Here is a 14,787-nt window from a genome sequence, read left to right as displayed (position 1 = left end):
TAGTTAGAAGGTCGATTTATGAGTTGAGTTAAATTGTTTCATAAGCTGGTTCCAGTCATTCGATGAGATCATGTTTAAATTCCAAAATCCAACACCGCCCAGATGGTACTTATTAATAAGCTCTAAGTAGGCAAGTAGAGAGCGATTATTTGATAGCCACACCTCATAATGCTTTCCATTTTTATTATAGGACGTATAGTAATCCGCTAATTGAGGGTTCCAGGTTTCCTTATTGTGTTCTTCCTGCATTAAGGTATTGATATATTCATTTGAAAGAGCGGAACTGCTGATTGTCTCCCCATTTTTATCAACTTGCCAGATTCTCGAGTAGGAGGGAAGCCCTAATACTAATTTTTGCGGCGGTATTCCCGTGTTTATGAATTGTTTAATATTGTCCTCAAGCCACTCAAGCGAGGTAACGGGTCCTGGCTTTGCATCTGTCGACCAATGTTGATCATAACCCATGTAAATGATGTAATCACTGTCTTTTCCAAGCTGCTGATTATAAGTGGCTAGGTGAGGGATCGTCGAGTCTTCCGGCTGCAAATCGATCGATAAAGTCAGATGAGTTTGTTTGGTTGCTTTGGAGAGCTTCTCGACAAATTGACTATACGCGCTCCGATCGACTGCTGGAATCTGTTCAATATCTAAATTAATCCCATCGAGTTTAGTTTGAAGCGCTCTTGCTATGAGTCCGTGAATTAAGGGGGTCATTTTGCCGGTGTTTTCTAAAAAGTGTTGCGTGGTTGCATCGGACTGTGTGGATAAAGTCACTCTGCCCCAAACTTTTTTACCTTCATCATGAAGTGTTTTAATGGATGAAGCCGATAAGTCCATATGAATTTGAGTATCAGCACCGATTGTGGCAAAGAGTGGAGAAACGGTTTTGAGCTCTTGATAGGTCGTGAGTTGAGCGTTTTCCCCTGTCAACCAACCCATGGCAAGCAGTTGGTCAGACGTTTTATTAGAGGAAGCTTTGTTCTGGGTTTTCGGATTGATGGATTGATTAGAGAGATGAACGGATGATTTAAGTGCATTTGGGTGAGAAAGGGTGTACATCGCATTCTTAAAATTTTGCGGTTGAGATAAGATTACCATCGTTGGGAGGCCAACGATGCCGATCGCCAGGATTAATATCATTATAAATAACCGTTTAAAGAAATGTTCGAAGATGAGAGGGAGATTATTCAAGTCAAGTCACTCCTGAAGGTCTAAACTATTAATTAGTCTATGCGATAATAAGAAAAGGTAGAATGAAAAAAAATGGTTAGTCGGAGTTTCCAGAATGCTTGACTAAAAGATTTTCTCATCCACCCGTATCTGGTTAGTCTTTAAGCACAAGAAGGGGCTAAATCGTTATCTATCTAATTGGAAATTAAAGCGTTACCTAAGAGGTGAAGGGAAAAATGGGGACTTTGTCGAAGGTGCTTATTGGGAGCATCCTGAAGGACAGGGATCTGATATTGAAGAAAGGCTAGATCATCCTGTTGTTCATGTTTCATGGGATGATGCACAGGCCTATTGTGAGTGGGCTGGGAAACGATTACCTTCTGAAGCAGAATGGAAATTTGCTACGCGGTGGATCCTATTTATGCCATAAGTCGTATTGCGATCGGTACCGAGTAGCGGCACGAACATCTGGTAATGCGGGTTTTCGCAGTGTAGCTGATGTTTGAGGTATTTTATTTCTATCAATAGGCAAGGATATCGGTTGAATTAAAACAAGATAAACTAATAAATGGATTCTGATTCCATTGTTTTAAGTAAATGATCGAGTATACTAAATATAGTTCTACTCTTTTTAGACATCCCATCCGGAGGGTATTATGGATAAGATTGTCACATCTTTAAGAGAATTTAAATTAACTAATGACATAAAAAACATGATTTCTTCCATTGATCCTGCAAACAAGTCTACCGATCTATCGGCCGTATTAAGAGGGTATTATGACAAGGATTTAATAGGAGAATCGGAATATCTGGCCTTAGAAACAAAGATAGTATTAAAGCGTTTTTGTTTATTAATGGAGCAAAAATTTAATGGCTTGATGCATGGTGTTTATCTTTATGATCATAAGACAAATAAAGTATGGAATGCGTCGGTCCCGAATATCCCAACAGGTTATAATGAATACTCAAATGGTGCATCGGTAGAAGAGGACATTCAAATTGGAGAACATGTTCCTGAGCAAATGAAAAGCATCCTCGCTGTACCGGATGTTGATCGAGCAGAGGATTTAACTTCCTTAAACCATAAAAAAGACTTAATGAAAAATGGTATTTATGCCTATTGCTCGGCCCCACTGTCCTGTAATGGAAGTGTAATTGGTCATACCGCCATGTTCTCAAAAATGAAGCGTGACTTTTCCGATAAAGATTTGGTGCAATATAATATGTGTAATCAATTAATTGTTGAAAATTTACTATTAAAGAAAGAGCAATTGATTCGTGTTTTTAAGAATGAAAATAGGTTGTAAGGGTGTTTTATATGTTAGGGTATGGTGAGAAACTAAGATGTTTACGTATTCAAAGGAAAATGACATTGGAACAAGCCGCCAAAATTGTGGGTGTTGCTAAATCAACTTATGCTGGATATGAAACAGAATTTAGACAGCCTTCACTTGAAAAATTGACCTTATTCGCCAATTATTACAACGTGTCTTTGGATTATTTATTAGGTTTGAAGGCTAGTGAGGAAAAGGAAGAGTCATCCGATCCAATGACTCGAAATGTAAAAGAAATGCTAAATAGCACTAATTTGCATTGGGACGGGATACCGCTAAGTGAAGAAGAACTTATGTCCATAAGAGAATTGCTTGAGAATACTGCGCAGCGCCATGGACAAAATAAAAAATTAATAAAATAACGAAAAAGAACCCAAATCTAATGACAAGTAGTTCCATATTCGTGGAGAATCGATGTAAATAGCATATGAATTAACATTCCTTTTAATATAAAAAATACCAGGCCTATTTCGTTGGTCTACAACGCTTTATAACAAAATAATACAAAAATCGATCCTTTGGCAGGTAGGTTGTGTGACTTAATTTTACCACAAAGGAGCGATTTTTTATTTTGGGATTTTGTTAAATAGCTCTCGAATAATCCAAAGGGAATCTGGGAGACTTTTGTGGGATCAGCGAGCAGATTCGTTTTTTATATACAAAAACACTTTAACCCAAGTGAATAAGAGCAGATGCCCTTAATAGTTAGACCTTGGGACACCTTCATCAGTCGTCCTTTAGACTAAGTCGTTTCTCTTATAGTAATCGATTTTTTGCCGAATTTAGTTCTCGTAATGAGAATCTCCATGATATAATATGGCGTAAGTCTCACAAGTTTAATTAATTGATAAAATGGATAAGGATCTTTTTTGACAATAGGTTCTCGAATAGAGAATCTTTTAAACCGATAGGCTTTATGCCTTCCTTTCATTTTATACTTTATTGATCACGGTCAGAGTAATGGATTGAATTTACACAAAAATATAAGTTTTACGTAATCCACTCTGTATTTTAATAGATCGTTGCAAATTTCTAATTTTGAGAATCGACACGATGAGGTGGACCGAATGAACAATTCTTATGTAGATGAAGATAAAATAAATATATTAATGATAGATGATCGCCCCGAGAATCTTCTCGCTTTAGAAGCGATTATTGATTGTGAGGACTACAATATTGTAAAAGCTTATTCTGGAGAAGAGGGACTAAAGTATCTACTTAAATATGATTTTGCTACTATTTTATTAGATGTTCAAATGCCAGGAATCGACGGCTTTGGGACTGCCAAAATAATTAAGGCCCGTGAAAAAACAAAGAATGTCCCTATTATATTTATTACAGCAAATAACATGGATTCAGAACATATATTTACCGGATATGCCATTGGGGCTATTGATTACATACTTAAACCAGTTGATCCTTTTATTCTAAAGTCTAAGGTTGAAGGTTTTATCGACATCTATAAAATGAATCAAAGACTGATTAAACAAGCAGAAAGCCTGACTGCAAAGACTGAGGAATTAAAAAGAACCAATATAGAGTTATCCAAGACCACCTCCCAACTACAAATTTCAGAGGCCTTATCTAACGTTATTAGTGACACTTCAATGGATTCTATGATCATATTTGATAAAGATGGTGTCATTCTAAAGGTCAATCCTGCCGTTCAGAAGATGTTTCAATATAGAGATGAATCAATCCTCGGAAAAACAATTAATGCATTATTTAAAAGTGGAGATTCATTAGCTTACATCAAGACTGTTTTAAAAGCCATTTCTAACTTAGAAATAATGGTGGGTGATGAGAATTTAAAGGAAGTGACAGCTATTCGGAGGGATGGCACGACATTTCCGGCAGAGATCCAAATTGGAATGAGGTTTGTCCAGGAAGACTGCATTATGGCTTGTACGATACGTGATATAACAAAGAGGAAAGATTATGAACAAAAAATCACGCATATGGCCTACCACGATGGGTTAACCCATTTACCTAATCGGCGATTTTTTAATGATCAATTGGTTACAAAACTGAATCAAGCCAAACACTCTAATCAATTATTAGCTATGATGTATTTAGATATAGATCATTTTAAATATGTTAATGATTCTCTTGGTCATATTGTTGGCGATCATCTCCTTCAGAAAATTTCTAATAGGTTAAAAGACTGCTTGCGTAATGGTGATTTCTTGGCACGAATAGGCGGAGATGAATTTAATATTCTCTTACCTGATACGGACAGGGAAGAGGCACTGGAGATTGCAGAGAGGCTTGTCGAGGCATTTAAAGAACCTATATATATTGATAGCTATGAATTGTTTATTACAACTTGTATAGGAATTAGTATTTTTCCGTATGATGGCGAGGATTCACTTTCATTAATCAAGAATGCAGATGCAGCTTTGTATCGTGCAAAAGAGCAAGGTAAAAACAATTGCAAAGTGTACCATTCAGGAATGAATATTCAATCTTATAAGACTTTCGTAATCAAGAATGATTTGCGTAAGGCAATAGACAACGAAGAATTTTCGCTTGTATATCAACCGCGAATAGATATCAAAACTGGAGAAGTCAAAAGCGCAGAGGCATTGATACGTTGGCATCATCCAATCTGGGGGCTTATATTACCATCTGAATTTATTCCTTTGGCAGAAGAAATTGGACTGATTAGTACAATAGGGGAATGGGTACTTATGACAGCACTCAAACAGAGTAAGAGCTGGCAAGAAGCTGGTTTATTGCCCGTTCGAATGGCTGTAAATTTCTCAGCACAGCAGTTTTTACAAAAAGATCTTATCGATAAGATCCAGCGTATTCTTCTTCAAGCGAAGGTGAAACCTCACTTATTAGAAATCGAGATAACTGAATCAGTGATTATGGGGAATGAAAAGACGGTTATAAAAACCTTAAATGACATAAGAAGAACAGGGGTTCATATAAGTATTGATGATTTTGGAACCGGCTACTCCTCACTTAATTACTTAAGCAGGTTTCGAGTGGATGCGCTTAAAATTGATAAATCATTTGTTAAAAACATGTCTGATTCTGTTTCTGACTGTAATTTGGTTTCCACCATTATTTCATTGGCTCATAGTTTGGAAATGACCGTTATTGCAGAAGGTGTAGAAAAAGAAGAACAATTGACGATATTACGAAATTATAAGTGTGAAGAATTTCAAGGTTACTTATTTAGCCCGCCTATAGCACCTAATGACTTTAAGGCTCTTTTAGTAATCAACCAAGAGGATACATCAGATGTACCAAAAGTTAATGGTTTAGCGGATGGAAATAATTATCTAAAAAAAGTTACTAAAATTGAAAATAATTTAAACAATGAAGGGTTGGAGCAAAATAAAGAGGTTTTAGATAAAGCATTAATCCTTATCCAAAGAGACTATTCCATTTCTTCAAGAGAAATTGATGTCTTTAAATTAATTGTAAATGGATTAAACAATAAAGAGATTGCTAATGAGTTATTTATTAGTGAGCATACAGTGAAAAATCATGTTACAAACATTTTTCGGAAATTAACTGTTAACGATCGCCTTCAGGCTATGGCCAAAGTCTATCAGACGATTATTGAAACAGGAAAAAGCCTAAATAGGTATTAAAGTTCTTATAACTATATATATCTCCCGAGGAGTTCCAACTATGACAATTAAAACAAGGTTTTTACTTGTACTGAGTATGTTACCTGTACTTATACTACTTTTACTTGGGATTGGATGGTTACAATCTGCGAATCTAAATAAAATAAGCGATATGATCCAAAATAAATACCAAACCTCTCTATTAGCTGAAAAAACTTATATTGAGGTAAAAAATGAAGCCGTAAGTTTAAGAAATCTCGTGATATTAACCAATGCAGATGCTCGAAATAAAGAATTATTAAACATAAAAAAAGAAGCCGATCTTATTAATAAGAATATCGCTTTACTAGATTCAAACGTTCAATCAACTAAACAAAAAAAAATGGTAAAGAGTCTTAAAGAAACTAATGTAAAATATAACGCTTATAAAGCACAAGTCTTAAGTCTAATTAGCAAGGGTAAAAAGGCTGAGGCCATTCAATTAATCAACAACAAAAGCAGCTCTATTCAAAATAGCTATTTTCAAATTATCTCGAATCTTACGAGTTATCTAGATAATGAAACGGCAACGTCCTTAGATCGCCTTTCACATGACTTTGAAATGCAAATTGCAATAGGCAGTGTTATTTCTTTTGCAGCTATTCTTTTTGTTATTATCTTTATTTTTAAAAGTCTATGGTCCATTCTCACCCGAATAAATAAAGTTTCAACAACTATGAGTGGTGTAGCAAATGGTAGCACTGGCCTAAACACTAGAGTTGCCGTTACCTCCAATGATGAGATTGATCAAGTGGCTATTTCGTTTAATAAAATGGTGCAATCACTAGAAGAGCAGATGGAGAAGGAACAAAACCTCATTTGGAGCAAATCAAATATTGCAGAGATTACAACAGAATTAAACGGAAAGCACGATCTAGGATCCTTATCTAAAACTGTCCTATCCAAAATAGCTCCACTAGTAGAATCCTCTCATGCAGTATTATATGTGAAGGAGATGGATGATAGGGATACCAAACCAGTCTTTAGACTTTCAGCATCTTATGCTCTAAAAGATCGTCAACTACAGACGAATGTCTTTCAAATTGGGGAAGGTCTAATTGGACAAGCAGCCCTTGAGAAAAAACCGATCGTATTAACAAATGTACCATCGGACTATATTCAGGTTAGATCTGGTTTAGGGGAAGCTTCGCCTCATACTATTTATGTTTTTCCGATTTGTTTTGAAGAGGATGTAAAAGCTGTATTAGAAATCGCCACATTTAAGCCTTTCAATTTTACTCAGCAGTCGTTTTTAGAAGAATTAATCAATGGTCTAGGCATCATCTTTGAAAGTACTATGGGCAGAATACGATTAGCAAGATTACTTGAGGAATCTCAAACTTTAATGGAGGAAGTACAGGCACAATCGGAAGAATTACAAACACAGCAGGAGGAACTAAGAGCTACAAATGAAGAGCTGGAAGAGCAAACACAAGCCCTTAGGCAATCAGAAGAGAAACTTCAGGTTCAACAGGAAGAATTAGAGCAAATCAACGCTGAGTTAAAAGAAAAAGCAGTAGGATTAGAAGAACAGAATCGGAAGTTCGAATTAACCAATCGCGAAGTTGAGAAAGCCCGTGCTGAACTTGAAGAAAAGGCCAAACAGCTTATGCTGAGTTCTAAATATAAGTCCGAATTCCTGGCTAACATGTCTCATGAACTCCGTACGCCATTAAATAGTTTATTAATTCTTTCTAAACTACTTTCAGAAAATCAAGAGGGAAATCTATCTGACAGGCAGATTGAGTTTACCAAAACGATATATTCATCTGGGATCGATCTCTTAACTCTTATTAACGATATCCTTGACCTTGCCAAAATAGAGTCTGGCAAGATGGATGTCAATCCAAGTAAAGTTTTTATTAAAGATCTAGTAGACTTTGTAGAAAGTACGTTTAGGCCGGTAGCGAATGAAAAAAGACTTACTCTTAATATTGTGTTAGCTGATAATCTCCCAAAATATATCATCAGTGATTTCCAAAGGTTGCAACAGGTCTTAAGGAATCTTTTATCAAACGCTTTTAAGTTTACACATGCCGGAGACGTGACCTTAAAAATAGAGTTTAATGATCGATACCAATTTTCTGTTATAGACACAGGTATAGGTATTGCTAAGGATAAGCAGGACCTTATTTTTCAGGCCTTTCAACAAGCAGATGGAACCATGAGTCGAAGATATGGAGGAACGGGTCTAGGCTTATCCATCTGTCGCGAAATAGCAACACTTTTAGACGGAAATGTACGAGTAGAGAGTGAAGAGGGCAGGGGAAGCACGTTTACTTTTGAAGTTGGTAATCATAACTATGAAGAAAGAGATTTGAGCCAAATAAAAAAAGCTGTAACCAAAGACACTTCAAGTGATGTACAAGAATTTAAAGGGCATCCTGTTATTCAATCCGCACCTTCAAATCTGCCTGAGTACCCAATTGATCATCCAAACAGTTACATTAAGAGGCTTATAATTGTTGACGATGACATCAAACAACGCAATAGTTTAATGGAATTGATTGGAGAAAAAAATGTCATAATTAAAGCTGTTTCTTCCGGCACTGAAGCAATCGAAGAGATAAAAGTTAACCCCTATGATTGCATGGTCCTGGATTTAGGATTAATGGATATGACTGGGTTTGAATTACTTGAAAAAATTAAATTACAGCGTGATTTTGAGAATTTAAAGGTCTTTATTTACACTGGCAGAAGCTTAACCACCAAAGAAGAAATCATATTAAATAGATATGCTCACACTATTATTATTAAAGATGCCCAATCACCAGAACGGTTAAAAGATGAGCTGGACATGTACTTAAAACTAAGTAATGAAGAGATAGAAAAATATGGTCAAATTGAAGAACAAGTAAAGAAGGCATCTGGTCTTGAAGGAAAAAGGATTCTACTCGTGGATGATGATGTCCGAAATGTCTATGCCTTATCGAGTATTCTTGAGATTCAAGGAATCGACATTACCTTTGCAGAGAATGGTAGAGAAGGCTTAGAAGTATTAGAGAAAGACGATGGGTTTGATTTGGTTTTGATGGATATCATGATGCCTGAGATGGATGGATATGAAGCCATCAGGAGAATTAGAGAACAGCCTCAACTCAATCATTTGCCTATCATCGCTTTAACTGCAAAGGCCATGAAAGAAGACAGGGAAAAGTGCATGGAGGTTGGGGCATCAGATTACATCGTTAAACCCATTGATCCAGACCAGCTTATCTCTTTAATAAAAGTGTGGGTTTATCAGTGATAAAAGAAAATTTAAGGCTCCTTTCTAAAAAAATTGCTATTTTAGAGGATTTAAAGAAACTGGTGAGAGTGGAAACACTTGCATATCTGGTGTTTCTTTAACGCCGCTTACTCTTGAAGCATAGAGTAGAGTCCTGCGGGAATAGCAATCCAAGCGAGAGAAAAAAACAAAAAAGTGTATGTAAACAGCCCAATGTAAAGAATTTGTTTAAAGGAAAGATCAAATGAGCGACTATCCAGGAACAACTAATACTGAACTTGAGAGAATTGAAATTGATTTATTATTAGAAGGGCTATATAAGTGGTGCGGCTATGACTATAGAAATTATGCCTATAACTCCATAAGAAGAAGAATATGGCATCGCGTTCAGTCTGAAAAGCTTTCTAGTATTACAGGTCTATTAGAGAAAGTTCTACATGACCCGGCTTGTTTAAAAAGGCTTGTTGCGGATTTTTCCATTAATGTAACTGAGATGTTTAGGGATCCCTTGTTTTTTTTGAATTTTAGAGAAAAAGTGATTCCTCTATTACGGACGTATCCGTCAATAAGGATCTGGCATGCTGGCTGTTCTACTGGAGAAGAGGTTTACTCTATGGCTATGCTGCTCCAAGAAGAAGGCATTTATGATAAAACTAAAATCTATGCAACTGATATAAATGCAAATGTTTTAAAAGCAGCCAAATCTGGAATTTTTCCATTGAAAAACATGAAAAAATACACGAATAATTATTTAAAAGCGGGAGGAAAGAAGGCTTTCTCGGATTATTATACGGTCACTAATAGTGGCGTGTTGTTTGATGCGGGTTTAACAAAGAATGTCGTATTTGCTCAACACAATCTTGTGACAGATCGGTCATTCAATGAATTCCATGCCATTATATGCCGGAATGTCCTTATCTATTTCGATAAGTCACTGCAACAGAGGGTTCATGAACTTTTTTATGAGAGTCTCTGTTTATTTGGAATCCTAGGATTGGGTGATAAAGAATCCCTTTATAACACCGATCGAGCAACGTATTACGAAGACGTCAGCACTGGCCAAAAGTTATACAGAAAGATTAAGTAGTTTTATCTAAAAATATTTGAAGATATCCTTAAAAAGGACCTCTTTCTTCCCGGGAGAAACTCATGGACTAAGTCTATACTTGGGAAGAAGAGGATCATGGCAATTAGCGATTTTGTTCTTGGTTCCAAATAAATTAAATGAAAGAGTCTACAATTGATTAAGCATCGGAATCGTTTTATGAAAAAGGCTCATTGTTTTGTCATTTTTTAAACGAATCCGCCAAGTTGCTTGAGGATCATGATTGGAAGCGCTATAATTCAAGTAAAATTAAAATAATTAATATTTATTGTCTTTTAAAAATGAGGTGTGAGAGTGGGAGAGTTAAAGGTTGAAAGAACGGCATCTGGAAGTATTAATCGAGTCTTATCAACGAACCTCGATGATTTTCTAGAAATTGCGAAAGCGCTGTCTACCGATATAAGATTAACTATTTTTAAGCAATTATTGAAGCAAACGATGAATGTCAACGAAATAGCGGAAATGTTTAATCTCCCACCCTCAACGGCAGCGGTTAATATCAAAAAATTAGAAGAAGCCAAACTCATTCAAAGCGAATTGATACCTGGTACGCGGGGGACTCAAAAGGTTTGTGCGGCTGTATGCAACAGAATCATGGTTGAAATGGATCCTGCAGGAGAAAAAAGAGAGGAACCTTTTTCGCTTGTTCAAATGCCAATCGGCCATTTTTTTGACTCTCACGTTGCCCCGACTTGCGGGCTTTTAGATGAAAATGGAATCATAGGTGAATTTGATGATCCAGGCTCTTTTTTTGATCCAATGCGTGTTAATGCGAAATTAATTTGGTTTTGCCGCGGATTTGTCGAGTATCGTTTTCCAAAGCGAATCCCTTATGGCGCACCTATAAAGAATGTTGAAGTAACCATGGAGATCTGCTCAGAAGCTCCTTTACATAATAAGAATTGGCCATCCGATATAACGATGTGGATGAATGGAATCGAGATTGGTACTTGGACCAGTCCCGGGGATTTTGGCGGTGAACGAGGCGTTTTAACACCGTCATGGTGGGGTGTTGAGAATAGTCAATATGGCCTTTTGAAAACTTGGCGAGTGAATGATGAAGGAACCTTTATAGACGGGAGAAAAATCTCAGATTGTCAATTAAAGGATTTAAATCTTTCGTCTGAATCTTATATAAGGGTGAGAATAGGGATAAAGAAAGAAGCCGCAAATAATGGGGGGATTAATTTATTTGGAAAAGGGTTTGGCAACTATGATACCGATCTTGTTATGAGGCTTGATTACAGTCTCAAAAAACAATAAGGGAAGATTGTTAGTGAGGCATTTTAAACAAACTATTAAGGAGGCGGCAGATGACAAGCTTATCTAAGAAGTATGAAGGCCATCCGACACCACAATTCACGCGAAATGATTGGGTTAATTTAAATGGGGAATGGGACTTTGCTTTCGATGATGAGAATCTGGGAGAAAAAAGGAAATGGTTTAATGGCGCTCATTTTGATAAAAAAATTATCGTTCCCTTTACATATGAAACGAAAGCGAGCGGTATTGGTGATGAGACATTTCATCCATTTGTTTGGTACAAACGCACCTTTGGCCTACCTGAAGAGTCAAAAGAAAAGCGCGTTCTCTTGCATTTTAATGCCTCCGATTACTTGACTAAAGTATGGGTAGACGGTCGTTTTGTTGGAAGCCATCAAGGTGGCTATACCCATTTTTTCTTTGATTTAACCGATTATCTGAATGAAGAGGATCAGCATGAATTGATTGTCAAAGTAGAGGATTCGATGAGTCGTGCACAACCGAGAGGAAAGCAGCGATGGATAGGCGAGAATTTTGGTTGTTGGTATGTACAGACGACGGGGATCTGGCAAACCGTCTGGTTGGAATTGGTGAATGACACGCATCTAAAGTCCGTTAAGATAACACCCGATATCGATACGGCTTCAATTACTTTTAATTATGAACTAGCTGGTATTGGACTGAAAAAAGGATTAAGTTTAAAAACAAACATCGAATTTGATGGTCAACCGGTTAAAACCTTTTCGCAAGAGATTCAGAGTGCTAGGGAAGAACTGACACTAAATATTTCGAGTGCAGTGGACGAATGGGGGATTAAGCTTTGGCATCCCGATCATCCGAATCTTTACGATGTGACGTTTACTTTATATGACAAAGAGTCTGTGATTGACCAAGTGTCTTCCTATTTTGGAATGCGTAAGGTATCCATTGAAAATGGCAAAGTCTTGTTAAATAATACCCCCATTTACCAAAGGCTAATCCTAGACCAAGGCTACTGGCGAGACACTCATCTAACCCCACCATCTGAAGAAGCTCTTATAGAGGACATTGATCGAACACTAGAAATGGGTTTCAACGGTGTCCGGAAACACCAAAAAGTGGAAGATCCCCGTTATCTTTACTGGTGTGACCGTAAAGGATTGTTAGTCTGGTCGGAGGTGGCAGCGACTTATGAATTCTCTGATGAAGCTATTCATAATTTCACAAATGAATGGCTGGATATTGTTCGCCAAAATTATAACCATCCTTCAATCATCGCATGGACACCTTTTAATGAATCTTGGGGAGTTAAAAATATCTTCGTTGATACCAAACAACAACACTTTACAGAGAGTATCTATTATTTAACTAAGTCCCTGGATTCCATGAGACCGGTCATTGTCAACGATGGCTGGGAGCATACGATCTCTGATATTATTACTCTTCATGATTACGAAGAAATGGGTGACTTATTTGCAAAGAGATATGCGAATAAGGAAAAGATTGTCACCAATGAAATCACGCATAACCATCATAAATATGCCATGGCCAAAGGATACGAATACAAAGGTCAACCGATTATTCTTTCCGAATACGGCGGTATTGCTTTTAAGGAGGAAAGCGGATGGGGTTATGGGAATCAGGTGAATACGGAGAAAGAGTTTTTTGCACGCTATGATTCTATTACTCAAGCCATTAAAAATTGTGATTATATTGTAGGCTATTGCTATACGCAAATTACAGATGTCCAACAGGAGATAAATGGTTTGTTAACTGAAGATCGAAAGCCAAAAGTAGATCTTAAGCGAGTGCGTGAAATCAATCTTAAATGACAAGAGTAGGTACTCCCGCTTTTGCGGGGTACCCACTTTTTTAATTAAACTGAATGACGACGCTTTTTGTCAGACATCATGGAGAGGAGATCAGTTGTGAATTATCTATATAGAGAAGGAAAAGCCTTATCAGACGAAATCGAGAAAACGGACATGCCATATGGGACCGTTTCCATTTGGCATCTTGGCCAATCAGGTGTCATTATAAAAGGAAAAGCGAGGGATGGGGCACTTATTATTGATCCCTACTTAACGGAAAATGTAGGAACTAAGTATAAGGACAACTAGGCTGTCTCCTTCAGCGAAAGGCTGTGGGCGATAGTCTATTTTTTTAAATTGAATGATTAAGAGATTAATGACTTTCTATGAGGTCAGGGTTGTCTCTGAATTGACTAGGGGAAATGGCATAATGATTTTTAAAGGCTCGTGAAAACGAATAGAGGTCTGAATACCCGACTGACAGGGCAATTTCTGTAACGGTATAGTTTGGATTTAGCAGCATCTGATAGGCTTTTTTCATTTTTATGGTTGTAAGATATTGCAGGGGGCTCATTTGCATTTCTTTTGTAAAAGAGCTCGTGAAGTAGGAGCGGTTGATGCCTAGATATTTGGCGACATCGGATACGGATATACCTTCACTGTAATGGTTGTCCATATATTTCCTGCTTTCTTGCAGCCAATTGGTTGAATTGACGACTTTCACGATATTTTTTTGGATGGCCATAGTTGACAGATTATAGAAGAGTTCATAGATTAAACTGATCCTCTCAAGTGTTTCCGCTTCTCTTAGATTTGAAAATCGCGTACATAGTTTTTTTATGGTTTTTCTTACTTCATTTGAAATTAAGCCTGCTGCGTGTGGTGACTGCTCGCTCAAACCAATCCTTCGTATGAGTTCCTCCGACTGCCTGCCATCGAACGCAAACCAAAACATGTTCAGACAGTTAGAAGGGTCCGTTGTGTATTGGTGGGTTTTATTGGGAAATAAACAAAAAATATCGCCTTTATTAATGGCTTTTTTATACCCCTCTTGATTGAATTCTCCTTTTCCATCTAACACAAAATGTAAACTATAGTAAGTAATAAACCGAGGGCCGATCTTATAGTGAGGCTTTGACGAAGTTTCTCCAGCTCGTACCGGCCAGATTCCGCTTGCTTTTTCAAAAGGCGTGGGGATATAAAACCAATGGTTGGCGTATTCATGCGAGTACTCTCTCATTTTAAATCAACTCCCCCAAAAAACAGATAAACT

At 37.1% G+C, this 14,787-nt stretch carries 10 protein-coding genes and 1 pseudogene; 9 read left to right on the top strand and 2 right to left on the bottom strand.

Annotated features, from left to right (window positions below):
* Positions 1–3: 3 nt before the first annotated feature.
* A complete protein-coding gene (locus PU629_RS12370; RefSeq protein WP_275280377.1) occupies positions 4–1,191 on the bottom strand; it encodes a glycosyl hydrolase family 18 protein in 1,188 nt (395 codons plus the stop codon).
* A 226-nt stretch (positions 1,192–1,417) separates the two neighbouring features.
* On the opposite strand from PU629_RS12370, the pseudogene PU629_RS22610 reads away from it, so the two are divergent.
* From PU629_RS22610 to PU629_RS12325, 9 genes and pseudogenes are all read left to right on the top strand, one after another.
* A pseudogene (locus tag PU629_RS22610) lies at positions 1,418–1,579 on the top strand (SUMF1/EgtB/PvdO family nonheme iron enzyme); the annotation flags it as partial.
* Between the two features lie 247 nt (positions 1,580–1,826).
* Positions 1,827–2,477: a GAF domain-containing protein gene (locus PU629_RS12360; RefSeq protein WP_275280376.1), complete on the top strand. Its 651-nt coding sequence runs from the start codon at positions 1,827–1,829 to the stop codon at positions 2,475–2,477.
* Between the two features lie 11 nt (positions 2,478–2,488).
* On the top strand, positions 2,489–2,866 hold the full coding sequence (locus tag PU629_RS12355; protein ID WP_275280375.1) for a helix-turn-helix domain-containing protein: 378 nt from the start codon (positions 2,489–2,491) through the stop codon (positions 2,864–2,866).
* A 705-nt stretch (positions 2,867–3,571) separates the two neighbouring features.
* Complete coding sequence (locus tag PU629_RS12350) at positions 3,572–6,112, top strand: EAL domain-containing protein (protein ID WP_275280374.1); 2,541 nt, start codon at positions 3,572–3,574, stop codon at positions 6,110–6,112.
* Between the two features lie 40 nt (positions 6,113–6,152).
* The gene (locus tag PU629_RS12345; protein ID WP_275280373.1) at positions 6,153–9,377 is read left to right on the top strand and encodes a response regulator; all 3,225 of its coding nucleotides are present in this window, start codon (positions 6,153–6,155) and stop codon (positions 9,375–9,377) included.
* Positions 9,378–9,600: 223 nt separating this feature from the next.
* Entirely contained in the window at positions 9,601–10,443 is an 843-nt protein-coding gene (locus PU629_RS12340) for a CheR family methyltransferase (RefSeq protein ID WP_275280372.1), read from the top strand.
* 312 nt (positions 10,444–10,755) lie between these two features.
* The gene (locus tag PU629_RS12335; protein ID WP_275280371.1) at positions 10,756–11,724 is read left to right on the top strand and encodes an ArsR/SmtB family transcription factor; all 969 of its coding nucleotides are present in this window, start codon (positions 10,756–10,758) and stop codon (positions 11,722–11,724) included.
* A 50-nt stretch (positions 11,725–11,774) separates the two neighbouring features.
* Positions 11,775–13,535: a glycoside hydrolase family 2 protein gene (locus PU629_RS12330; protein WP_275280370.1), complete on the top strand. Its 1,761-nt coding sequence runs from the start codon at positions 11,775–11,777 to the stop codon at positions 13,533–13,535.
* 96 nt (positions 13,536–13,631) lie between these two features.
* Positions 13,632–13,823, top strand: coding sequence for a hypothetical protein (locus tag PU629_RS12325; RefSeq protein WP_275280369.1), 192 nt, complete (start codon positions 13,632–13,634; stop codon positions 13,821–13,823).
* A gap of 64 nt (positions 13,824–13,887) precedes the next feature.
* On the opposite strand, the gene PU629_RS12320 is transcribed toward PU629_RS12325, so the two are convergent.
* On the bottom strand, positions 13,888–14,754 hold the full coding sequence (locus PU629_RS12320) for an AraC family transcriptional regulator (RefSeq protein WP_275280368.1): 867 nt from the start codon (positions 14,752–14,754) through the stop codon (positions 13,888–13,890).
* Positions 14,755–14,787 lie beyond the last annotated feature (33 nt).

The sequence above is a fragment of the Pullulanibacillus sp. KACC 23026 genome (genome assembly GCF_029094525.1).
GTDB lineage: Bacteria > Bacillota > Bacilli > Bacillales > Sporolactobacillaceae > KACC-23026.
The sequence above is the reverse complement of the archived record's forward strand: the minus strand, read 5'-3'. Positions and strand labels throughout refer to the sequence as shown.